The sequence below is a fragment of the Lysobacter dokdonensis DS-58 genome, from assembly GCF_000770795.1.
In the GTDB taxonomy this organism is placed as follows: domain Bacteria; phylum Pseudomonadota; class Gammaproteobacteria; order Xanthomonadales; family Xanthomonadaceae; genus Noviluteimonas; species Noviluteimonas dokdonensis.
The window spans coordinates 63,815-85,654 of the sequence record NZ_JRKJ01000004.1 but is presented as its reverse complement, the minus strand read 5'-3'; the positions used below and the strand labels follow the sequence as shown (position 1 = coordinate 85,654).

The 21,840-nt window shown below is 66.3% G+C and carries 20 protein-coding genes; 16 read left to right on the top strand and 4 right to left on the bottom strand.

Annotation, left to right across the window (positions count from 1 at the left end):
* Nucleotides 1-2: 2 nt before the first annotated feature.
* From LF41_RS04350 to LF41_RS04335, 4 genes are read left to right on the top strand one after another with little or no spacing between them, the layout of a single operon-like run.
* The gene (locus LF41_RS04350) at nt 3-1,328 is read left to right on the top strand and encodes an aromatic ring-hydroxylating oxygenase subunit alpha (RefSeq protein ID WP_084073376.1); all 1,326 of its coding nucleotides are present in this window, start codon (nt 3-5) and stop codon (nt 1,326-1,328) included.
* A gap of 22 nt (nt 1,329-1,350) precedes the next feature.
* Entirely contained in the window at nt 1,351-2,547 is a 1,197-nt protein-coding gene (locus LF41_RS04345; protein ID WP_036166399.1) for an aminomethyl transferase family protein, read from the top strand.
* Complete coding sequence (locus LF41_RS04340; protein WP_036166397.1) at nt 2,544-4,127, top strand: phytoene desaturase family protein; 1,584 nt, start codon at nt 2,544-2,546, stop codon at nt 4,125-4,127. The genes LF41_RS04345 and LF41_RS04340 overlap by 4 nt, the downstream gene beginning before the upstream one ends.
* Nucleotides 4,127-5,641 (top strand): phytoene desaturase family protein, encoded by a 1,515-nt coding sequence (locus LF41_RS04335; RefSeq protein ID WP_036166394.1) that lies wholly within the window; start codon nt 4,127-4,129, stop codon nt 5,639-5,641. Before LF41_RS04340 ends, LF41_RS04335 begins: the two co-directional genes overlap by 1 nt.
* Here the strand turns inward: LF41_RS04335 and LF41_RS04330 are convergent, their stop codons facing one another.
* Nucleotides 5,642-6,130 carry a MarR family winged helix-turn-helix transcriptional regulator gene (locus LF41_RS04330; protein ID WP_036166484.1) on the bottom strand — a complete coding sequence of 163 codons (489 nt, stop codon included), beginning with the start codon at nt 6,128-6,130 and terminating at the stop codon, nt 5,642-5,644. It lies immediately after the preceding gene.
* 79 nt (nt 6,131-6,209) lie between these two features.
* Between LF41_RS04330 and hppD the strand changes: the two genes are divergently transcribed.
* From hppD to LF41_RS04280, 10 genes are all read left to right on the top strand, one after another.
* A complete protein-coding gene (gene hppD / locus LF41_RS04325; RefSeq protein WP_036166481.1) occupies nt 6,210-7,301 on the top strand; it encodes a 4-hydroxyphenylpyruvate dioxygenase in 1,092 nt (363 codons plus the stop codon).
* Nucleotides 7,302-7,310: 9 nt separating this feature from the next.
* The gene (gene hmgA, locus LF41_RS04320) at nt 7,311-8,609 is read left to right on the top strand and encodes a homogentisate 1,2-dioxygenase (RefSeq protein WP_036166391.1); all 1,299 of its coding nucleotides are present in this window, start codon (nt 7,311-7,313) and stop codon (nt 8,607-8,609) included.
* A gap of 46 nt (nt 8,610-8,655) precedes the next feature.
* A complete protein-coding gene (locus LF41_RS04315) occupies nt 8,656-9,336 on the top strand; it encodes a hypothetical protein (protein WP_084073374.1) in 681 nt (226 codons plus the stop codon).
* Nucleotides 9,337-9,390: 54 nt separating this feature from the next.
* Nucleotides 9,391-10,344, top strand: coding sequence for a sodium:calcium antiporter (locus LF41_RS04310; protein WP_036166388.1), 954 nt, complete (start codon nt 9,391-9,393; stop codon nt 10,342-10,344).
* Complete coding sequence (nhaA, locus tag LF41_RS04305; protein ID WP_202594018.1) at nt 10,308-11,534, top strand: Na+/H+ antiporter NhaA; 1,227 nt, start codon at nt 10,308-10,310, stop codon at nt 11,532-11,534. Before LF41_RS04310 ends, nhaA begins: the two co-directional genes overlap by 37 nt.
* Before the next feature lies 1 nt (nt 11,535).
* Nucleotides 11,536-12,399, top strand: coding sequence for an NAD-dependent epimerase/dehydratase family protein (locus LF41_RS04300; protein WP_052116132.1), 864 nt, complete (start codon nt 11,536-11,538; stop codon nt 12,397-12,399).
* 23 nt (nt 12,400-12,422) lie between these two features.
* Nucleotides 12,423-12,800 (top strand): DUF5329 family protein, encoded by a 378-nt coding sequence (locus tag LF41_RS04295; RefSeq protein ID WP_036166381.1) that lies wholly within the window; start codon nt 12,423-12,425, stop codon nt 12,798-12,800.
* Between the two features lie 379 nt (nt 12,801-13,179).
* Nucleotides 13,180-17,004 (top strand): RHS repeat-associated core domain-containing protein, encoded by a 3,825-nt coding sequence (locus LF41_RS16015; RefSeq protein ID WP_052116131.1) that lies wholly within the window; start codon nt 13,180-13,182, stop codon nt 17,002-17,004.
* Between the two features lie 10 nt (nt 17,005-17,014).
* Nucleotides 17,015-17,431 (top strand): DUF4279 domain-containing protein, encoded by a 417-nt coding sequence (locus LF41_RS16660; protein WP_152599882.1) that lies wholly within the window; start codon nt 17,015-17,017, stop codon nt 17,429-17,431.
* Between the two features lie 107 nt (nt 17,432-17,538).
* Nucleotides 17,539-18,393: a hypothetical protein gene (locus tag LF41_RS04280; protein WP_036166376.1), complete on the top strand. Its 855-nt coding sequence runs from the start codon at nt 17,539-17,541 to the stop codon at nt 18,391-18,393.
* Here LF41_RS04280 and LF41_RS04275 read toward each other — a convergent pair.
* Genes LF41_RS04275 through LF41_RS04265 form a run of 3 tightly spaced genes read right to left on the bottom strand, consistent with a single transcriptional unit; the run spans nt 18,390 to nt 20,720 of the window.
* Nucleotides 18,390-19,307 (bottom strand): DMT family transporter, encoded by a 918-nt coding sequence (locus tag LF41_RS04275; RefSeq protein ID WP_052116130.1) that lies wholly within the window; start codon nt 19,305-19,307, stop codon nt 18,390-18,392. The genes LF41_RS04280 and LF41_RS04275 overlap by 4 nt on opposite strands.
* On the bottom strand, nt 19,301-19,786 hold the full coding sequence (locus LF41_RS04270) for an Mpo1 family 2-hydroxy fatty acid dioxygenase (RefSeq protein ID WP_036166468.1): 486 nt from the start codon (nt 19,784-19,786) through the stop codon (nt 19,301-19,303). Before LF41_RS04270 ends, LF41_RS04275 begins: the two co-directional genes overlap by 7 nt.
* Nucleotides 19,787-19,808: 22 nt before the next feature.
* Complete coding sequence (locus LF41_RS04265; protein ID WP_036166372.1) at nt 19,809-20,720, bottom strand: phosphoribosylaminoimidazolesuccinocarboxamide synthase; 912 nt, start codon at nt 20,718-20,720, stop codon at nt 19,809-19,811.
* 69 nt (nt 20,721-20,789) lie between these two features.
* Between LF41_RS04265 and LF41_RS04260 the strand changes: the two genes are divergently transcribed.
* Nucleotides 20,790-21,134, top strand: coding sequence for a J domain-containing protein (locus LF41_RS04260; RefSeq protein WP_036166369.1), 345 nt, complete (start codon nt 20,790-20,792; stop codon nt 21,132-21,134).
* A gap of 11 nt (nt 21,135-21,145) precedes the next feature.
* Entirely contained in the window at nt 21,146-21,820 is a 675-nt protein-coding gene (rpe, locus tag LF41_RS04255; protein ID WP_036166365.1) for a ribulose-phosphate 3-epimerase, read from the top strand.
* The last annotated feature ends 20 nt before the right edge of the window (nt 21,821-21,840 follow it).

Sequence of the window (21,840 nt, the reverse complement as noted above, 5' to 3'; positions counted from 1 at the left end):
CCATGACGCACCAGCCCTTCATCGCCGACAGCGAAGACGACCAGGCCCGCATGCGCGAGGCCGTCGCGGTGCAGATGCGCGACCGCGACGCCGGCCTGATGCAGTACTTCTACCGCTCCGACGTCGTGTACCAGCGCGAGCTGGACACGGTGTTCTTCAAGAGCTGGCTGTGGGCCGGGCACGTGAGCCAGGTGCGCAATCCCGGCGATTACTTCCTGTACGAGATTGCCGAGGAGTCGGTGATCGTCGCGCGCGGCAACGACGGCACGATCCGCGCGTTCGTCAATTCCTGCCGCCATCGCGGTTCCCGCGTGTGCGAGCAACGCGAAGGCAACTGCAAGACCTTCGTGTGCCCGTACCACGGCTGGGTGTACGGCACGGACGGCGCATTGCGCGGCGCGCGGCACATGGACGTGGTCCCGGATTTCCGCAAGGAAGACCACGGCCTCAAGCAGCTGCGCATCGCCGAGCGCTTCGGGCTGATCTTCATCAACTTCGACGCCGATGCGTACGACTACGACGTCTGCCTGGCGCAGCTCGACGCGCAGTTGGGGCCGTATCGCCTGGACAGGGCAAAGATCGCGCATCGCGAAACGTATTCGGTCGACGCCAACTGGAAGATCGCACTCGGCAATTACCTGGAGTGCTATCACTGCGAGACCGCGCACCGCGCGTATTCGAAGCTGCACACTTTCAAGGACCGTGAAGAAGTGGCCGCGCCGATCAATCGCGCCATGTGGGAGCGCGCGCAGCGCGAAACCGGCGTGCCCGACATCGAGAAGGCCGTCTACCGCATGTTCCGCGAAGCGCCGGGCTTCGGCGCGTGCGTCTACACCAGCCGTTACGCGCTGTTCGACGGCTACCTCACCGGCAGCCGCGACGGCACGCCCGTCGCGCCGCTGATGGGCGAGTTCAAGGGCTACGACGGTGGCGCGGGCGACTATCAGCTCGGCCCGTTGACCTACATGCTCAACTATCCGGACCACTGCCTCCTGTTCCGCTACGTCCCCTTCGGGAAGGACAAGACGGACATGGAGATCGTGTGGTTCGTCGACGGCGATGCCGTCGAAGGCGTCGACTACGACAAGGCCTCGCTGATCTGGCTGTGGGACGTCACCACGGTCGAAGACAAGAGGATCATGCAGTTGAACGCCGCCGGCGTGAATTCGCGCTTCTTCGAGCCCGGCCCGCAGCATCCCGAGTTCGAAGACACGCCCAAGCGCTTCGTCGACTGGTACATGCACGCGCTGTCCGGCGATTTCAGCGTGGTGCCGCCCACCGTGCGCGCACACCGCACCAGTTCCTGCGAAATGACCGAACACCCCTGATCCAGCAGCGGAATCCCTGTCGATGTTCCAGTTGAAACACACGCCCTTCCATGAGCGGACGTCGAAGCTCAGCCTGCCGCAGAACTGGCGGCGCTGGGCGGGCCACATCGTCGTCGGCTCCTACGACCTGCACGTCGAGCGCGAGTACTGGGCGATCCGCGACGCGGTCGCGCTGATCGATGTCTCGCCGCTGATGAAGTACATGATCGAAGGCCCCGACGCCGCGCGCCTGCTCGACAAGCTCGTGCCGCGCGACATCGCCAAGATGTCCGTCGGCCAGGTCGGCTACACCGGATGGTGCGACGACGAGGGCAAGCTGCTCGACGACGGCACGATTTCGCGGCTGGGCGAGAACGTCTTCCGCCTGACGTCCGCCGAGCCGTCGCTGCGCTGGCTGTCGATGAACGCCGTCGGCCTCGACGTGTCGATCCGCGAAGTCACCGAACGGATGGGGGCGCTGAGCCTGCAGGGCCCGAAGGCGCGCACCGTGCTCAACAAGGTGTGCGGCAAGACACTCGACAAGCTCAAGTACTTCCGCGTCATGGAGAACTCGCTCGACGGCCGCAAGGTCACCATTTCGCGCACCGGCTACACGGGCGACCTCGGGTACGAGATCTGGATGGACGTTGCCGATGCGTTGCATGTGTGGGATGCGTTGATGGCGGCGGGCCACGACTACGGCATCGTGCCGTGCGGGATCCTGGCGATGGACATGGCGCGCGTTGAAGCCGGCCTGTTCATGATCGACGTCGATTACACAGCGGCCAACCATGCGTGGATCGAAGGGCAGAAGTCCTCGCCGCTGGAAATGGGCCTGGACTGGGCGGTGCACCTCGACAAGCCTGGTTACTTCGTCGGCCGCCGCGCGCTCGAACGCGAACAGCGCGAAGGATCGGCGTGGAAGCTCATGGGCTTCGAGGTCGATTGGACCGGGATGGAACCGTTGTTCGCCGCCGTCGGCCTGCCGCCGCAGATTCCCGCGATGGCGGTGCGCGGCAGCCTGCCCGTCAAGCATGGCGACACGCAGGTCGGGTACGCATCGACCAGCACCTGGTCGCCCGTGCTGAAGAAATACATCGCGCTCGTCCACCTGCAGCGCCCGCATTACACGCCCGGGACGGAACTGACGATGGAAGTCACCGTCGAGCACAAGCGCCTGCAGGCGCCGGGCAAGGTGGTGAAGCTGCCGTTCTACGAGCCGGAGTGGAAGAAGAAATGACGTCCAACCAGTACGACGCCATCGTCATCGGCGCCGGCCACAACGGCCTGATCGCGGCCGCGTACCTCGCGCGCGCGGGCAAGAAGGTCTGCGTGCTCGAACGCCGCGAAGTCGTCGGCGGCGCGGCGGTCACCGCCGAGCCGTTCCCCGGCTACCGCTTCAGCCAGTTCTCCTACGTGGTGAGCCTGCTGCGTCCGGAAATCATCCGCGACCTCGAGTTGCCGAAGCACGGGTTGAAGATCCTCCCGTTGCCGAGCACGGTGACGCCGATGGACAACGGCGATTACCTCGCCGCGTGGGACGACCACGACCTCACGCGCCAGGAGTTGTATCGCCATTCGCCTCGCGATGCGGAAGCCTCCGACGAATACGGCCGCGTGATGGCGCGCGCGGCCAAGGCGATCAAGCCGATCCTCGGCCTGGTGCCGCCCGATCCCTCGTCGCTGAGCCTGCGCGACATGCAGGGCCTGCTGAAGGTCGGCCAGTACGCGAAGAGCCTGTCGGAAAAGGAGCTGTACCAGATCGCCAAGCTGCTGACGATGTCGGCGGCGGACCTGCTCAACGATTGGTTCGAGTTCGATCCGCTCAAGGGCACCAAGTCGGCGAGCGGCATCATCGGCACGTTCCTCGGCCCGCATTCGCCGGGCACCGCGTACGTGTTGCTGCACCACTACATGGGCGAGATCGACGGCGCGTTCCGCGCGTGGGGCTTCGCGAAGAACGGCAACGGTGGCGTGTCGGCGGCGATCGCCAGTTCGGCGCGCGCGCTCGGCGTCGAGGTCCGCACCAACGCATCGGTGCAGCAGGTGATCGTGAAGGGCGGTCGCGCGGCGGGCGTCGCATTGGCGAACGGCGACGAGTTGCGCGCCAAGGTCGTCATCTCCGCGGCCGACCCGAAGCGCAGCTTCCTGCAGTTCGTCGAACGCAAGCACCTGCCGGGCGAGTTCGTCGAGCAGATCCAGCAGTTCCGCGTGCGCGGTTCGTCGGGCAAGGTCAACATCGCCCTGAGCGAACTGCCCGACTTCACGTGCCTGCCGGGCGAAGGCCCGCTGCACCGCGGCGCGATCTCGATCAGCCCGAGCATGGAATACATCGAGCGCGCCTACGACGAGGCCAAGTACGGGCAGTTCGCGAAGAACCCGTACATCGACATGATCATCCCGTCGATGATCGATCGCGACATGGCGCCGCCCGGCCACCACGTGATGTCGTGCTTCGTGCAGTACGCGCCGTACGACATCGAAGGCGGATGGGACGATGCCAAGCGCGATGCGTTCGGCGAGACCGTGATCTCGACCATCGAGCGCTACGCGCCGAACATCCGCCGCGCGATCGTCGGCAAGCAGGTGATCACGCCGAAGGACATCGAGGCCATCGCCGGCATCACCGGCGGCAACATCTTCCACGGCGAACTGCTGCTGCACCAATTGTTCTTCCTGCGCCCGGCGCCGCAATGGGCCGATTTCCGCACGCCGCTGCCGGGCTATTACTTCGGCGCGTCGGGTGCGCATCCGGGCGGTGGCGTGATGGGCGCGGCCGGCAAGCTGGCCGCACAGGAAGTGCTCAAGGATTGGAAGTGATGACGACCGCGAACAAGCATGACGTGATCATCGTCGGCGCCGGCCACAACGGCCTGGTCGCCGCGAACTATCTCGCGAAGGCGGGCCGCAAGGTGCTCGTGCTGGAACGCATGGCGCACGCGGGCGGGCAGCTGGTGACGTTCGACATCGGCGGCGTCGCGGTCGATGCGTTGCATGCCGGCGCGCAGCTGCGGCCCGACATCGTGCGCGACCTGGACCTGGGCAGGCACGGGCTGAAGACGGGCACGCCGGCGCCCTACGTCTCGCTGCTGCCCGACGGCCGTCGACTGGTGCTGTCGACGCACGATGCCGCCGCCACGCGCGAATCGATCCGCCAGTTCTCCGAGGACGACGCGAAGCGCTGGCCCGACTTCGTCGCCTTCATGGACCGCGCCGCGGCGTTCCTCGATGTCGCCTATCGCACGCCGATGCCGCGCCTGCCGCACGTCGGGTGGGAAGCAGGCTGGCCGCTCGCGAAACTCGCGTGGGCGCTGCGCCGCCTCGGCGGCAAGGACATGTTCCGCGTCATCCGCATGATGTCGATGTCGACGGTGGAGTTCACCGAAGAGTGGTTCGAGTCGGAAGAAGTGAAGGCCGCGGTCGCCGCGGTCGGCATCCACGGCTACACGCTGGGCTCGATGTCGGCGGGCACCGGCTACACGCTGATGCACAACTGGCTGCATCGCGGCGGCCTTGCGCATCGGGCGATCGAAGGCGGCACCGCGAACATCACCCATGCGCTCGTCGCTGCGTTGAGGGCGAATGGCGGTGAATTGCGCACCTCGTCCGATGTGGAACGGATCCTCGTGGAGAAGATGCGCGCCGTCGGCGTGCGCCTGGCCGACGGCGAGGAGATTCGTGCCGGCGCCGTGTTCTCCGCCGCCGATCCGAAGCGCACGCTGCTCGGCCTGGTCGGCGCGCCGGAACTGCCGACCGAATTCGTCTGGCACGTGCAGTCGATCAAGATGCGCGGCTGCGTCGCCAAGGTGCACCTGCGCACGAGCGGTGCGCACGGCCTGCCGGCGGGCACGCTCGCCATCGCGCCGACCTTGAAGTACCTCGAGCGCGCCTACGACGCCGCGAAGTACGGCGAGCTCGCGCAGCGCCCCTATCTCGAAGTCACGACGAGCGGCGGCATCGTGTCGATCCACATGCAATCGGCTCCGTACGCATTGCGAAACGCCGACTGGGATTCGGCGGCCGCCGACGTGGCGCGCATCGCCGTCGACACGCTCGCCGAGCAGTTTCCTTCGCTGCCGGATACGATCCAGGAGGCGCGTGTCATCACGCCGCAGGTCCTGGAACGCACGTGGTCGCTGACCGAAGGCGATCTCAGCCACGGCCAGCCGATCCTCGACCAGATGTTCTTCATGCGCCCGTTGCCGGGCTGGTCGAACCACGCCACGCCGGTCGATGCGTTGTTCCTGTGCGGCAACGGCATGCACGGCGGCGCGGGGATCAGCGGTGCGCCGGGGCGGAATGCGGCGCAGGCCTTCCTGAAAGCCTCGAAGTAGCTACTCCAGCATCGCCGGCAAGCCCTCGTTCGCGAGCTTGTCGAGGATGCGCTCGAGCTGCCGGCGTTCGTCGGCATCCAGGGTCGCGAGCAACTTGCGCTCGCGGCCCAATGCGAGCGGCACGATTTCGTCGTAGATCCGATAACCCGCTTCGCTCAGCGTGAGCACCGACCGGCGTCGGTCGTCGCCGTGCATCTCGCGCGTGATCAGGTGCCGTTCCAGCAGGTGCGCGACCGCGCGACTGACGGCGACCTTGTCCATCGCCGTGCGTTCGGCCACCGCGTTCGCGCTCAGGGCGGGGTAGCGGCCCAGGACGGCGATGACCCGCCATTCGGTGATGCCGAACCCGAAACGCGCCTGGTACAGCTTCGCGATGGCCTGCGAAATGCGGTTGGACAGCACGCTCATGCGATAGGGCAGGAAGCGGTCGAGGTCCAGTTCGGCGTGGTCGTGGCCTTCGTGGCCGGGCGGGTCGGTTTCGGCGTTCATGAACATCCCCCGGGGTATGGTTTCATCTGAAACTATGGGGTGTAGAATGCGCCTTTCCCCTTCGCGCGAAAAGAATGCCATGAACGCCCAGCCCAACGTCGGCATGACGGTCACCACCTTCGAGAACCCGATGGGGATCGACGGGTTCGAGTTCGTCGAATTCGCCGCGCCCGCCGGCAAGGGGGAGATGCTCCACGACTACTTCCGCCGCATGGGGTTCACCGCCGTGCTGCAGCACAAGACGCGCCCGATCACCGTGTATCGCCAGGGCGGTGTCAATTTCCTCGTCAACGAGGATCCGGATTCGTTCGCCGCCGACTTCGCGCAGGCACACGGCCCGAGCGCGTGCGGCTTCGCGATCCGCTTCAGGAAGCCGGCGGACGAAGTCTGCAAGCTGGTGATCGCCAACGGCGGCGAAGCGCCGACGGACAAGGCCGACACCAAGGCGGTCGACGCACCGGTGGTGAAGGGCATCGGCGATTGCATGCTCTACCTGATCGACAAGTACGGCGACAACGGCTCGATCTACGAAGACTTCCTGCCCGTGCAGGGCGCCGACCAGAATCCCAAGGGGTTCGGCCTGACGTTCATCGACCACCTCACGCACAACCTGTATTTCGGCAACATGCAGCAGTGGTCGGATTACTACGAGCGCCTGTTCAACTTCCGCGAGATCCGCTACTTCGACATCAAGGGCGCCAAGACCGGCTTGGTGTCGAAGGCGATGACCGCGCCGGACGGCATCGTGCGCATCCCGCTCAACGAATCGAGCGACCCGAAGTCGCAGATCAACGAATACCTCGACGCCTACAAGGGCGAGGGCATCCAGCACATCGCCTGCTTCACCGACAACATCTACGACACGGTGGAAGCGATGCGCGCGCAGGGCGTGGAGTTCCTCGACACGCCGGAGACCTACTTCGACGTGATCGACCAGCGCGTGCCCGACCACGGCGAAGACGTGCAGCGCTTGGCGCGCAACAAGATCCTGATCGACGCCGACCCGGAAACCAAGCAGCGCAAGCTCCTGCAGATCTTCACCCAGAACGCGATCGGCCCGATCTTCTTCGAGATCATCCAGCGCAAGGGCAACGAGGGCTTCGGCGAGGGCAACTTCCAGGCGCTGTTCGAAAGCATCGAACGCGACCAGATGCGTCGCGGCGTGCTGTAAGGCCGGGCAATGATCGAATCGACCGGTTACCAATCAGGGTTCGCCAACGAGTTCGCGACGGAAGCCGTCGCCGGTGCGTTGCCGATCGGCCGCAATTCGCCGCAGAAAGTGGCGCACGGGTTGTACGCCGAACAAGTGAGCGGCACGGCGTTCACCGCGCCGCGGCGCGAGAACCGGCGCAGTTGGCTCTACCGCATTCGCCCGGCAGCGATGCACGGTGCGTTCGCGCCCTTCGCGCAGCCGCGGTTCCACAACGACTTCAACGCAGGCCCGGTGTCGCCGGACCAGTTGCGCTGGAGCCCGTTGCCGATGCCGGCCGATGCAGTCGATTTCGTCGATGGCCTCTTCACGATGGCGGGCAACGGGTCGGCCGAATCACAGCACGGCGTCGGCATCCATCTCTACGCGGCGAACCGCGACATGGACGGCCGCTATTTCTACGACGCCGACGGCGAGTTGCTGGTCGTGCCGCAGCAAGGCCGCCTGCACATCGAAACCGAGCTCGGCGTCCTCGACGTGGAACCGCAGGAAATCGCACTGATCCCGCGCGGCATCCGCTTCCGCGTCGCGTTGCCGGACGGCGAATCGCGCGGTTACGTGTGCGAGAACTTCGGTGCGCTCGTGCGCTTGCCGGATCTCGGCCCGATCGGCAGCAACGGCCTGGCGAATCCGCGCGATTTCCTCACGCCGACCGCGGCGTACGAAGACCGCGAAGGCGACTTCGAACTGATCGCGAAGTTCCAGGGCCACCTGTGGCGCGCGACGATCGGCCATTCGCCCCTCGACGTCGTCGCGTGGCACGGCAACTACGCGCCGTGCAAGTACGACCTGCGCCACTTCAACACCATCGGTTCGATCAGCTTCGATCATCCCGATCCGTCGATCTTCACCGTGCTCACCTCGCCGAGCGACACGCCCGGCACGGCGAACCTGGATTTCGTCGTGTTCCCGCCGCGCTGGCTGGTGGCGCAGGACACGTTCCGCCCGCCGTGGTTCCACCGCAACATCGCCAGCGAATTCATGGGCCTGGTGACCGGTGTGTACGACGCGAAGGCCGAAGGCTTCGCACCCGGCGGTGCGTCGCTGCACAACAGCATGACCGGGCACGGGCCGGATGCGGCGACGTTCGAGAAGGCGTCCAACGCCGATCTGTCGAAGCCCGACGTCATCAAGGACACGATGGCCTTCATGTTCGAAACGCGCGCCGTGATCCGCCCGACGCAACAGGCCATCGACGCCGCGCATCGCCAGCGCGACTACCAGGCCTGCTGGGCCGGCCTGAAGAAAGGCTTCGTGCCGCCGCGTTGACATCGATCCGCTAGGCTGCGCGGGTTGCCTGACAAGGAACCCGCACATGCACGCCAAGCCGATGTTCGCCTGCCTCACGCTCGCTCTCGCGTGCGGTGCCTGCACGCAGCGCGACGCAGCGTCGACCGACACCGTCGCACCGTCCACCGCCGCGCCCGCCACGACGACCGCGATGCCCGCAACCGCGTCGACGTACGTCCCGCCGCCCGGCGCGTCGACGGTGATCATGCCGATGCCCTCGTCCACTGTCGCCGCACCTGGCGGCGTCATGCCCGCCGCGGGCGCGATCACGTTCGCCGGCTTCGGCCCCGCGCATTGGGGTGCAAGCGAAGAACAGGTGCGCCAGTCGTGGGGCAAGGACCTCGACGACATGCCGAAGGCGCACGACGGTTGCTACTACCTGTTCCCCGAACCGCGCCGCCCCGACGGATATCGCCTGGCCTTCATGATGGAAGCCGGACAGTTCGGCCGCATCGACGTGCGCACGCCCGACATCGTCGCGCCCGGCGGCGGCAAGGTCGGCATGCAGGCGTCGGCGTTGAAGGCGCTCTATCCCGGAATGACGGAGATGCCGCACAAGTACGTCGAAGGCGGGAAGGTGTTGCGCATTCCCGATCCGAAGGGCGGCAAGGGCGTTCTCGTTTTCGAAGTGGAACCGTCCGGCAAAGCGACGGATTGGCGCATCGGCGTCCCGCCGCAGGTCGACTACGTCGAAGGTTGCTCCTGACAGGCGCGCCCTCGCGCTAGACTCCCCGCGCCGACAACGCACGGGAGCGCGACGATGCTGGAGACCTTTGGGCTGTTCCTGCTCGGGCTGGTGTTCCTGGCCCTCGGCGGCGACTCGGTGGTGAAAGGCGCCTCCGGCATCGGCCGCCATTACGGGCTCTCACCGTTCGTCACGGGCCTGGTGCTCGTGGCATTCGCCACGTCGATTCCCGAACTCGCGGTCAATGCGCGCGCCGCGTTCGTGGGCGCGCAATCGCTCGCGCTGGGCAACGCCGTCGGCAGCAACCTCGTGAACTTCGGCCTCACGCTCGGCCTTGCGGCCATCGCCGCGCCGCTGATCGTGCGCTGGCGCGTGCTCGCGCCGCTGCTGGTGTGTTTCATCGTGCTGTCACTGGCCATCGTCGGCATGGGCCTGGACGGCGTGCTCTCGCGCATCGACGGGATGCTGCTGTTGCTCGCGTTCGCGGCGGTTGTCGCATTCGCCGTCGCGCGTTCGCGTCGCGAAACCGCCGACGTGCAGACAGTCCTCGAAGGCTTCACCGAAACGCGCGGCGGCCTCGCGCTCAACGGCGCGCGCATCGTCATCTCCGCGATCGTGCTGTTCTACGGTGCGAAGTGGGTCGTGCAATCCGCGCCGCTGATCGGCGCATCGATGGGCATGGCGCCGTTGCTCACGGGCCTGGTGCCCGTCGCCATCGGCACGGCGTTGCCGGAGATCGCCGCGGCGGTCCTCGCCGCGCGGCGCGGGCAGGGCGAACTCGTCGCGGGCCACGTCATCGGGTCGAGCCTGTGCAACCTCACGCTGGTGCTCGGCGGCATGGCGGCGTTCCGTGCGCTCGCGGTGCCGGCCTCGTTCGTCAAGTTCGAAGTGCCGGCGGCGATCGCCTTCGCCGTCGCGCTCTATCCGATGTTGCGCGGCGACCTGCGCGTCAGCCGCGTGGAAGGCGGCATCCTCGTCGCGGCGTACGTCGCATGGCTCGTGTTCGTGCTCGCGACGGGCACGCATTGATGCCGGCGCGCGCGCTGCGGGCCTTCGCCGAATTCTTCCGCCTGGAGGCGGCGGGCGGCATCGTGCTGATCTGCGCGGCCGCGCTCGCGCTGGTCTGCGTGAACTCACCGCTCGCGGAGGGGTATCGCGCGTTCATCGACATGCCTGCGGCGGTGACGCTCGGCCCGTTCGGCATCGACAAGCCGTTGCTGCTGTGGATCAACGACGGCCTGATGGCCATCTTCTTCCTGCTCGTCGCGCTGGAGATCAAGCGCGAACTGGTCGGCGGCCAGCTGCAGACGCGGGCGCAACGCGTGTTGCCGATGGTGTGCGCGGCGGCCGGCGTCGTGGTCCCCGCGCTGATCTTCGCGGCATTCAACCACGACAACGCCGCCGCGATGCGCGGCTGGGCCGTGCCCACCGCGACGGACATCGCCTTCGCGCTCGGCGTGCTCGCGCTGCTCGGGTCGCGCGTGCCGATGGGCATGAAGTTGTTGCTGTCGACGATCGCGGTCGTCGATGACCTGATCGCCATCGTGATCATCGCGGTGTTCTATTCGCACGGCATGTCGTACGCCGCGCTGGGCGGGGCTGCGCTCGCGCTCATGGGGATGTTCGCGATGAACCGCATGGGCGTGAAGTCGCTCGCGCCGTATCTGATCCTCGGGGCGGTGCTGTGGGTGCTGGTACTGAAGTCGGGCGTGCACGCCACGCTGGCCGGCGTCGCCACCGGACTGATGATCCCGCACGTCGACAAGCGCAACGCGATCGACGACGAGATCGAGCACTCGCCGCTGGAAACGCTCGAGCATGCGTTGCACCCGTGGGTCGCGTTCGCGATCCTGCCGATCTTCGCGTTTGCCAATGCGGGCTTGGAACTGCGCGACTTGAACATGTCGCAGGCGCTCGCCGCGTTGCCGTTCGGCGTCGCGGTGGGCCTGGTCATCGGCAAGCCGATCGGCATCTGCGGCGCGGCATGGCTGCTGCGCAAATTCAAATGGGCGCGCTATCCCGATGGCATGGATGGACGCGCGATGCTCGGCCTCGGCCTGTTGTGCGGCATCGGCTTCACGATGAGCCTGTTCATCGCCTCCCTGGCGTACATCGATCCGATCCTCTACGAAGAATCCGTCCTCGGCATCTTCGTCGCCTCCGTGGTCTCCGCGCTGCTCGGCGTCGCATGGCTCCGCGCGGTGTTGCCGGCGCGCTGAGATGCGACATGCACTCGTCTTCGGCGCAACCGGGCAGATCGGCTGGCCGCTGGTCGACCGCCTGCAGGACGACGGTTGGCGCGTCACCGCGGTCTCGCGCGAGACGCATCGCGATCATCCGGGACTGCATTGGGTCGAAGGCACGCTGCCGTCGGTCGGCGCATCGATGCCCGACGACTTCGACGTGATCTTCAGTTGCGGGCCGCTGGATCTGTTCGCGCAGTGGTACGCGCAGGCCGATGTCGAATGCCCGCGCGTGGTGGCCTTCGGTTCGACGAGCATCGACGTGAAGCGCGGCTCCTCCGACAAGCGCGAACGCGACGTCGCGCAACGCCTGCGCATCGCCGAACAGCAAGTGTTCGATGGCGCGGCCGCGCGCAACGCGCAGGCCACGCTCCTGCGCCCGACGCTGGTCTACGGCGCAGGCCGGGATCACACGCTGACGCGCATCGCCGAGTTGGCCCTGCGCTGGAATCGCTTCGTGCTGCCGCGCAACGCGACCGGCTTGCGCGAACCCGTGCACGTGCACGACCTGGCCGACGCGGCGTTCGCCGCGTGCGATGCGCCCGCCACGCACGGCAAGTCGTACGCGCTGCCCGGTGGCGAACGGTTGCCGTATCGCGACATGGTTGCGCGCGTGCTCGCGGTGCTCGATCCACCGCCGCGGTTGATCGAAGTCCCCGCGCCGGTGTTCGGCCTGGCGTTGCTCGGCGCGCGCGCGTTGGGGAAGGTGGGCGGGTTCAACGCCGCGGCCGTCGCGCGGATGCGCAGCGACCTGGTGTTCGATTCGGCGCCCGCGCGCAACGACTTCGGCTACGCACCGCGGGACTTCCGGCCGACGGCGCCGATGTTCATGGCGCGTTGAGCGCGACCCCGCAGACTCGACGCATGCGCACCCTCCTGCTCGCCGTCTTTCTCGCCGCCATCGCGCCCGCGATGGCCGCGCAGCCCGCCGCGACGACCACCGTCGCCCGCACGCCCGCCGCCGAGATCGACGCGCTGATCGAACGCGTCGGCCACTCCAAGGGCGTCGTGTTCATCCGCAACGGCACCGAATACAGCGCCGCCGACGCCGCGGCGCACCTGCAGCGCAAGCGCAAGGCCGCCGGCAATCGCATCAAGACGCCGGAGCAATTCATCGACAAGCTGGGCGCGCGCTCATCGATGACGGGCAAGCCGTATCGCGTGCGATTGGCGAGCGGGACGGAAATGGACAGCGCGGCCTGGCTCAACGGGCTGCTGCGCGAGGTGCGTGCGGGACGCTGATACCGCGATCGGAGACGATTCGCTGTAGCGACAACGACAAAGAACGTCCAGCTCGCGGCCTGCATGCGCGACGCTCCGCGCTCCATCAAACGGGGTCGGAGCGATGCGGTTCGAACGACGATGGCTGGCACTTGCACTGATCGCGGTCTCCCATATCGCACATGCGGCACAGGCCGACCAGGACTGCAGGACGGATGCGGGCGGAAATCGGGTGTGTACGCCGACGTCGGCACCGGCGCCCACACCGCCTGGGCCGCTGCAGGAATTCGATAGCGTCCCCATCCAAGCGACTCACATCTATCGACCAGAATGGGTCGCCCGCGCCGAGTACGCGTTCTACAACACCTTTACCGGTCAGCGGCCACTCGTCCGCGACGACATGGGCGGTGCGGGCACCGAAGGCAACGACGGCGACCCGGATTCGACTTCCTGCGACGCTCGTGATGGCAGCGTCGGCAATCCGATCATTCCCGCGACCGGGAACAAGGTCGAGACCGAGGTGGAGTTTGCCACGGCAGGATCGATGGCGTTGGCTCTCGTCCGCACGTGGAACCAGCACAACGGCGTCGGCCGCGTCTTCGGCACGCAATGGGCCAGCAACTTCGACTACGCGCTCGAGGTCCCGCAGGACGGCCAGTCGATCTTCGCGCACCGCCCGGATGGGGCGCGAATCAAATACGTTCATCGAACGACGCCATCCCATGCGTGGTGGGAGGATCGGCCGGGGAGCCGTTCGCGCATCGTCGCCGACGGGCAGGGCGGCCACATCCTCTACGCATCGGACAACACGATCGAGACGTACGGTGCGCACAGGCGCATCACGAGCCAGCGCAATCCCCGCGGCGTGGGGCTGACATTCGAATACCGCACGCATGCGCAACACTGGACACCGCTGCTGGAACGCGTGGTGCACACCAACGGCCGGACGATCCACTTCACGTGGACCGACTCGGTGACCGGCCCTCTGATGACGCGCGCGCTGGACCCGGCCGGCAACCGTTACGACTACGCCTACGACGCGTACGAGCGCATCGCCAGCGTCACCCAGCCCGGCACACCGGGCACGTCCATCACCTATCACTACGCAGGCAAGCAGCAGCGCCTGCTCGGCAAGAGCCTCAACGGCGTGCGCTACTCCACGTTCGGCTACGGCGCGCATGGGCGCGCGACGCTGACCGAGCACGCCGCCGGCATCGACCGCCACACGCTCGCCTACACGGATCACGCGGACGGCACGTTGCAGGTCGAGCACGTCAATCCGCTCGGGAAGCGCACCACTTCGACGTATCGCGACGGGAAGCTGTTGTCGGTGGCGGGGCACGCGTCGGCGTCGTGCGCTTCGGCCTATCGCGAGATCACCTACGACGCCAACGGGCACATGGATCTCGCCGCCGACTTCGCGGGCACGTTCACCGACTACGACCATGACGCATCCGGCTTGCTGCTTCGCAAGGTGGAAGCCGTCGGCCTGCCGGAAGAACGCACCACGACATACGAGTGGGACGCGAACGGGCGTACGACACGCATGACGCTCGCTGGCGTGCTGCAAACCGATTACGCCTATCGCGATGACGGTCTGCTGTCGCGCGTCACCGAGAAGAACCTGTCGCCGCACGGTGTCAGGGACCAGGCGCGCAGCGTCGAGTACCGCTACACGTTCCATCCGAACGGGTTGATGGCGAGCGCGGTGACCGACGGGCCGCTCGCGGGGACCGGCGACGCGATCACGCAGACCTTTGACGCGATGGGCAACCTCGTGCGGCGCGAGAACGCGCTCGGACACACGGTGCGTTGGGAGCAGCACAACGTCTTCGGCCAGCCGGGGAGGGAGATCGACCCGAACGGTGCCGTCGTCGAACGCACGTACGACGCGCGCGGTCGCCTGCTGACTGAAACGCGCTACCACGAAGGGAGCGCCCGAACGACCACGTTCGCCTACGACAATCGCGGCAACCTCGTGACGCGCTCGACGCCGGAGGGGGTGCGCACGCGATTCACCTACGACGCCGCGAGCCGGCTTGTCGAAGCCGTGGCCGAGCGGCCGGGCGCGCCGGCCGAGTTCCAACGATTCACGTACAACACGAATAGCCAGGTGACGGTGGCGGACATCGGTCGCATCACGTCCGGCATCGCGACGGTGACACGTCGCAGCCGCGTGGAGTACGACGAGTTGGGCCGCGTGCGGGTGGCGCTCGGCAACGCAGGCCAGCACGTCACGACGACCTACGACGCGAACGACAATCCTGTTACGTCGGTCGATGCGACGGGACGCGTGCGCACCTTCCGGTACGACGCACTCGACCGTCTTGTGGAATCGACGGACGCCGCCGGCGGCACGACACGGATCGAATACGACGCAGCAAGCCGCATCACGCGGGTGATTGACCCGCGCAACCTGCCGACCACCTACGTCCATGACGGATTCGGCCAACGCTGGGCGCAGCACAGCCCCGACAGCGGTACGACGCAATTCCAGTACGACGCAGGCGGGCAGCGGACGCTGCTGACGCGCGCCGACGGCAGCCAATTGGGATATGCATACGACGCACTCGGTCGCTTGTCGATGGTCGGCAACGCGGTGCAGTCGCGGCGTTACTGGTACGACTTCTGCGCCAACGGCGTCGGTCGGATGTGCCAGAGCGCCAACCTGACACCACCGGGTGCGACCCTCCTGTCGAAATACGCATACGCCGTGCACGGCGGCCCGGCGAGTCTGCGGCAGACCGTCCATTCCGTCGAGGACACACTCCAATACACGACGGACGCCGACGGCCGACGCATCGCCGTCACGCATCCCAGCGGAACCGTCGTGCGCTACACCTGGCTCGGCGACCGCGTGGCATCGATCCATGCCGTGATCGGCGGCGTGGAGCGCGTGGTTGCATCATCGATCGAGCATGACGCACCCGGCTTCGTGTCGGGCTGGACCGATGGGAACGGGCTGAGGCGCAAGTTCGAACGCGACCTCGATGGCCGCATCACCGGCATCAGCGCGGGTGATGCCGCCCAGGTGCGACACAGCCTGACCTACCTGCACGACATCGCCGACCGCATCACGCGCATCACCAACGGCGTGGATGCCACGCGCAGCCAGGCGTACGCCTACGACACGTTGAACAGGTTGGTGCAGGCGAATGACGAAGGCTTCGCCTACGACCTCACCGGAAACCGCACGGCGACGTCGCGATCGACCTACACCACGGCATCGAACAGCAACCGCCTGCTGTCGGCTCACGGCGCCGCCATCGCCACGTTCACCCACGACGCCAACGGTAACGTCACAGACTGGACGCACGCCGGCCAATCGCACTCGGCGGAGTACGACGCGATGAATCGCGTGGCGCGCCACAACCGCGACGGCGCGGTGACCCACTACGACATCGATGCCTTCGATCAGCGCATCGCCAAGTCATCGGCGGACTACGACAACCAGCGCTTCCTCCACGACGGCCACCGCCTGATGGCGGAGAGCGACCGCAACGGCCACTGGACCGACTACATCTGGCTGGGTAACGAGCTCGTCGCGCTGGTGCGGAATGGGCAGTTGTATGCCATACACAACGACCACCTGGGCCGGCCGGAAGTCGTCACCGATGCGCAGAAGAACGTCGTATGGCGCGCGGCCAACGAAGCGTTCGGACGCGGAGCGGTGCTCGTCGACACCATCGGTGGATTGAATGTCGGGTTTCCGGGGCAGTACTACGACGGCGAATCGGGTACTTGGTGGAATGGTCATCGGAATTACTTGCAGGAGGCAGGCCGTTACCTGCAGAGCGATCCGATCGGCTTGGGTGGCGGGCTCAATACCTATGCCTACGCTTACCAAAACCCCGTCAGCTTCGTAGATGTAGACGGACGCTTTGCGTTCCTGCTGCCATTGGTACCGCCGGTCGTCACCGCTGCGGGTAAGGCAGCCGTATTCGTTGGAAGTGCGGCTGCCGCGTCTTGGGCGGCCAATGGCCTGTATCAGCAGGCAAATAATGCCTCGGGCCAAAAGCCGGCAGACTGTCCGACTGGAACGCTACCCATCGATAAGCTAAAGAAGAAGCTGGGAATCGACAGGGAGGATGTGCATGACATCAAGCGTGGGGCGCGTGCCAAACCGAACGATTGGACGGGAATCACGCCGGATGGAACGGTTTGGGTCGGCACGCCCGATGGGAAGGGTCGTGAGGAAGGAAAGTACTGGGAGCACCTCCCTTGAGGACGAACGCATGAAGGAATACAGCATCTCGCTCAGGATCAAGCACCCAACGGCCCCTGGCGACGACATTGCTGCCCTCATTGGACGACCGCCGCTCGTCGTTCAGAATGTCGGCCGACAACGTGTAACTCCAAAAGGCAATCTGGTTGGGCGCATCAATGACGAGTCATCCTGCGTTTTTCGTTTGCTCGACCACGGAAGAGGTGTTTTCGTGGACGGCATCGAAGCAATGCTGCCCGAGCTATTGCAACTTTCTGGAACCTTCGCGTGGATCGCTGAAACTGGCGGTGTCGCCGAGTTATACGTCTTCATCTTCCCGGAAGATGACAACAACCTGGGATTTACCTTGAGCCCAGAGGTCATTGCCGACCTGAATCGTTTGAGGCTTGAGTTGTCGGTCGAGATTCTCTTGCTGGACGACGATTGACGCGCTTCTTGCGAGACACTTCGCCCCTAGGTGGGGTCCAATTCTGTCGTTCCATTCGCTGAGCAAGCGCCACAATCGCCGACCCCTCAAGAGAGCAAGGGTCGGACATGCACCGCTTCCAGCGTGCTTTGTGCATTGCAATCCTCGCGTCGCCGGTTGTGGATGCGTATGCGTCCGACACCCGCCCTGCCGGCGAGCAGCTGGTGACGATGCAGGTTAACGGCGAAATCGAGATCGATCCGCAGGGACGCGTGACGGCACACTCGATCGAAACCGATGTCCTGCCCGCGATAAGGGAAGTGATTGCGCGCGCCGTGGCTGGATGGTCGTTTCACCCGCCGACGAAGGACGGCGTACCCGCCATCGCTCGCGGAAGGATGCAGATCACGCTCTCCGGACGAGGCCGCGGTAAGGACTACGCGATCCGCGTCGACAACGTGCGTTTCCCGGACGCCAGGTCCAGCCAATCCAGATGGCAAGTGGATTGGCCCAACACGGGCTGGTATCGGGAGCCGCTAGGTGCAGCCATGCTCACGGCTGATATCCGGATTGCGCCGGACGGTCGCGTTCTTGATTTTTTCACCACCCAATGCGTCGTGTTCGCTAGGAAGCCGGGCACATCTGACGCAAAAGTCTGTCGTGCCCTCGAAAGCTTCGTCGCGCGGCGAAGTGGAGGTATCAAGATGGTGCATCGGCCAGGAAGCGGCGAAGCACCCTCATCCGAACCGATCACGGGAACGCTGCCGATCCATTTCCAGGTAGAGAAAGCGACTTTCGACCACGTGCCGGGCCGGTGGCGTGTCGAATGGCGTACGCCCTACAGACGTGCGCCATGGCTCGAGAAGGACGCCCCGCGCATTGGAGCCTCGGATGTCGTCGCGACCGATGGCTTGCTGGCTGATTCCTCTAATCTTCGTTTACTCACGGTCGTTTCGTCGGAGTCGAAGTCAAGCTCGCCCTAAATCTCTTCCACCGCCACCACCGGCCGCGACTTCTGCATCGCCCGCATCGCGATGATCAGCACGCCGCCCAGCACCATCGCGCCGCCGATCCACAGTCGCGGACCGGGGCGGTCGCCCCAGAAGACGATGCCCAGCACGATCGCGCCCACCGGCGCGAGCAGCAACCATGGCGTCACCTGCGCGACCGGGTGGCGTTGCACCAATACGTAATACAACCCGTGTCCGAGCATCGAGGCGAACAGCGCCGAGTACAACGCGCCACCCCAGCCGATCCACGTCGCGTCGCGCAGGGCCTGCCAGTTGCCCGGTTCGAACACCACGCTCAACGCGAGCAGCGGCAGCACGCTGATGATCGCCGTCCAGCCTTGCTGGCTGATCATGTCCACGCCGCTCAGGCGCCGCATCAGCACGGTGCCGATGGCGAGGAACAAGGCCGACACCAGCATCAGGATCAGCGACATCGGGGCATCGAGCACGATGGGATCGAACCCCAGCACGAGCACGCCGGCGAAACTGATCGCGATCGCCAGGCCCGTGCGCCAGCCGAAGCGTTCGCCGAGGAACCGCCACGCGAGCAACGCCGCCATCGGCACGTAGCTTTGCATCGCAATCGCAGGCGACGATAGATCGCCCGCCAGGTGCAACGCCCAGAAGCTCAATCCGAAATGCAGCACGCCGTTGAACAGCGCCACGGCGATCATCAACGGCCATTGCCCTTTCGGGGGGCGTTTGACGAACGCGAACAACGCGATCGCCAGGATCGACAGGCGCACCGCGGTGAACAGGAACGGCGGGATCTCGCGCAACGCGAAGGCCGAGGTCAGGAAATTGCCGGCCCACACGATGCAGACGATGGCGACGAGCGCGAGGTCGCGGCCGCGCAGGCCGCCGCCGCGCGCCGGCGTGTTCACCATGCGATGCCCAACTTGCGCAGGCCCTTCGCCAGCACCCAGGCCGGGCCGATCAGCAGATAGGTCAAATCCGTGAGGAAACTCGGCTTGCGGCCTTCGTACTTGTGGCCGATGAACTGCGCGATCCACGCCACGACGAACACCGCGATGGCCGCCCACAACAACGTGCGCATGCCGGAGGCGGAGGCGATCCACCAGCACGCCGCGCCCATCGCGACGAACATCGCCAGCATGCCGAACCCCAGCACGCGCGATGCGCGGAAATAGAACATGCTCGCCAGCACCATGCCGAAGGCGGCGCATACGCCGGGCTTGAACCAGCCGTCGACGGGCACGGGGATGCACCACAGCAACGCGATCACGCTCCACAGGATCGCCGGCACGGCGATGGTGTGGATGCGTACGTTCAGCGGATTGCGATGGTCGGCCGAATAACTGTCGAACCAGCGGTCGATCGGACGAGGCAGTGCGTCGTCGTGCATGGCGGCCATCGGTGTGCTCCGGTCAGTCGACGGAAATTCCCGCGAGGCGTTGCAGGGCTTCGGCGTACTTGGCGCGCGTGCGTTCGATCACCTCGGCCGGCAGGCGCGGGCCGGGCGGAGTCTTGTCCCAGCCGACCTGTTCCAGCCAGTCGCGTACGAACTGCTTGTCGTAACTCGGCGGGCTGATGCCGACCTTGTATTCGTCGGCAGGCCAGTAGCGCGACGAGTCCGGGGTGAGCATTTCGTCCATGACGTAGAGGCGGCCGTCCTCGTCGGTGCCGAACTCGAACTTCGTATCCGCGAGGATGATGCCGCGCGCCGCCGCATGGTCGCGCGCGAATGCGTACAGGCGCAGCGTTGCGTCGCGTACCTGCTCGGCGAGGTCGGCGCCGACGGTTTTCACCATCGTGTCGAAGTCGATGTTCTCGTCGTGGTCGCCGACGGCGGCCTTCGTCGAGGGCGTGAAGATCGGCTGCGGGAGTTGTTCGGCCTGGCGCAGGCCGTCGGGCAGCGCGATGCCGCTCACGCGGCCGGTGCGCTGGTAATCCTTCCAGCCGCTGCCGATCAGGTAACCGCGCGCAATGGCTTCCACCGGCACCGGCTTGAGCTTCTTCGTCACCACCGCGCGCTTGGCGTAGCGGGCTGCATCGACACCCGCCGGCAGCACGCTGGCGACATCGACGCCGGTGAGGTGGTTGGGCATCAGGCCGCGCGTGCGGTCGAACCAGAAGTTGCTGATCTGGCAGAGCATCTCGCCCTTGCCGGGGATCGGATCGGGCAGCACGACGTCGAAGGCCGAGAGGCGGTCGGTGGCGACGATCAGCAGCCGGTTGCCGGGCAGCTCGAACACATCGCGCACCTTGCCGCGGTGCCGCAGGGGCAGGCCCGGGAGGTCGGCCTCGAGGAGGGACGGGCGGGTGTCGGAAGCTTGCATCGCCTTGCACGTCTGGCAGGGCGGCGTAGTGTACGCCGGGCCCCGCCGCCGCGCCTGTAGACTGCGCCGATGAAACGTTGGTACGGCAAGGTGCTGGGGGTCTTCGCGGGCGCTGCCCTGCTGCGGTCGAACCCGTTGCTGGGTGCGCTGATCGGCCTGCTGCTCGGCCACGCCCTCGACAACGACTGGTTCCGCGGCAAGCGGGAGAACCCCTACGCGGTCCTCGGGCTCGACGAAGAGGCCACCGACGCCGAGGTCGACCTGGCCTACCGGCGGCTGATGTCCCAGTACCACCCCGACCGCGTCGCCGGTGCGGGCACCGACGTGCAGCGCCACGCCGAAGTCCGCGCGCGCGAGATCAACGCCGCGTACGACCGCATCCAGGCCCTGCGCAAAAACAGCAACAAACCCTGACGGATCCGACCATGCAATCGACAGTCATCGCGCCTTCCATCCTCTCGGCCAACTTCGCCAAGCTCGGCGAGGAAGTCGACAACGTGCTGCGCGCGGGCGCCGACTGGGTGCACTTCGACGTGATGGACAACCACTACGTGCCCAACCTCACCATCGGGCCGTTGGTGTGCGAGGCATTGCGCAAGCACGGCGTGACCGCGCCGATCGACGTGCACCTGATGGTGGAACCGGTCGACCGCATCGTCCCGGACTTCGCAAAGGCCGGCGCCACGATGATCACCTTCCACCCCGAGGCCAGCCGGCACGTGCATCGCACCGTGCAGTTGATCAAGTCGCTCGGGTGCCAGGCCGGCCTGGTGCTCAATCCCGCCACTCCGGTCGAAGTGCTCGACTACGTGCTGGAAGAACTCGACATGGTGCTGCTGATGTCGGTCAATCCGGGCTTTGGCGGGCAGGCCTTCATTCCCTCGGCGTTGACGAAGCTGCGCGCGGTGCGCGAGCGCATCGACAACAGCGGCAAGGCGATCCGCCTGGAGATCGATGGCGGCGTCAAACCCGACAACATCGCGGAAATCGCGGCGGCGGGCGCGGATACGTTCGTCGCCGGTTCGGCGATCTTCGGCCAGCCCGATTACGCCGACGTGGTGAGGCGCATGAAAGACGCAGTGGCGGCGACGCGCCGTTGACGCAAAAAGAAAGCCGACAC

Excerpts from the sequence above, each read along its gene's own strand:
- LF41_RS04315 (WP_084073374.1), top strand. The coding sequence starts at position 8,656 with ATGCACGCCAAGCCGATGTTCGCCTGCCTCACGCTCGCTCTCGCGTGC.
- LF41_RS04260 (WP_036166369.1), top strand. The coding sequence starts at position 20,790 with ATGAAACGTTGGTACGGCAAGGTGCTGGGGGTCTTCGCGGGCGCTGCC.
- hmgA (WP_036166391.1), top strand. The coding sequence starts at position 7,311 with ATGATCGAATCGACCGGTTACCAATCAGGGTTCGCCAACGAGTTCGCG.
- LF41_RS04345 (WP_036166399.1), top strand. The coding sequence starts at position 1,351 with ATGTTCCAGTTGAAACACACGCCCTTCCATGAGCGGACGTCGAAGCTC.
- hppD (WP_036166481.1), top strand. The coding sequence starts at position 6,210 with ATGAACGCCCAGCCCAACGTCGGCATGACGGTCACCACCTTCGAGAAC.
- LF41_RS04295 (WP_036166381.1), top strand. The coding sequence starts at position 12,423 with ATGCGCACCCTCCTGCTCGCCGTCTTTCTCGCCGCCATCGCGCCCGCG.
- LF41_RS04280 (WP_036166376.1), top strand. The coding sequence starts at position 17,539 with ATGCACCGCTTCCAGCGTGCTTTGTGCATTGCAATCCTCGCGTCGCCG.
- LF41_RS04350 (WP_084073376.1), top strand. The coding sequence starts at position 3 with ATGACGCACCAGCCCTTCATCGCCGACAGCGAAGACGACCAGGCCCGC.
- LF41_RS04265 (WP_036166372.1), bottom strand. The coding sequence starts at position 20,720 with ATGCAAGCTTCCGACACCCGCCCGTCCCTCCTCGAGGCCGACCTCCCG.
- LF41_RS04340 (WP_036166397.1), top strand. The coding sequence starts at position 2,544 with ATGACGTCCAACCAGTACGACGCCATCGTCATCGGCGCCGGCCACAAC.
- LF41_RS04330 (WP_036166484.1), bottom strand. The coding sequence starts at position 6,130 with ATGAACGCCGAAACCGACCCGCCCGGCCACGAAGGCCACGACCACGCC.
- LF41_RS16660 (WP_152599882.1), top strand. The coding sequence starts at position 17,015 with ATGAAGGAATACAGCATCTCGCTCAGGATCAAGCACCCAACGGCCCCT.
- LF41_RS04270 (WP_036166468.1), bottom strand. The coding sequence starts at position 19,786 with ATGCACGACGACGCACTGCCTCGTCCGATCGACCGCTGGTTCGACAGT.
- LF41_RS04310 (WP_036166388.1), top strand. The coding sequence starts at position 9,391 with ATGCTGGAGACCTTTGGGCTGTTCCTGCTCGGGCTGGTGTTCCTGGCC.
- LF41_RS16015 (WP_052116131.1), top strand. The coding sequence starts at position 13,180 with ATGGGCGGTGCGGGCACCGAAGGCAACGACGGCGACCCGGATTCGACT.
- nhaA (WP_202594018.1), top strand. The coding sequence starts at position 10,308 with ATGGCTCGTGTTCGTGCTCGCGACGGGCACGCATTGATGCCGGCGCGC.
- LF41_RS04275 (WP_052116130.1), bottom strand. The coding sequence starts at position 19,307 with ATGGTGAACACGCCGGCGCGCGGCGGCGGCCTGCGCGGCCGCGACCTC.
- LF41_RS04300 (WP_052116132.1), top strand. The coding sequence starts at position 11,536 with ATGCGACATGCACTCGTCTTCGGCGCAACCGGGCAGATCGGCTGGCCG.
- LF41_RS04335 (WP_036166394.1), top strand. The coding sequence starts at position 4,127 with ATGACGACCGCGAACAAGCATGACGTGATCATCGTCGGCGCCGGCCAC.
- rpe (WP_036166365.1), top strand. The coding sequence starts at position 21,146 with ATGCAATCGACAGTCATCGCGCCTTCCATCCTCTCGGCCAACTTCGCC.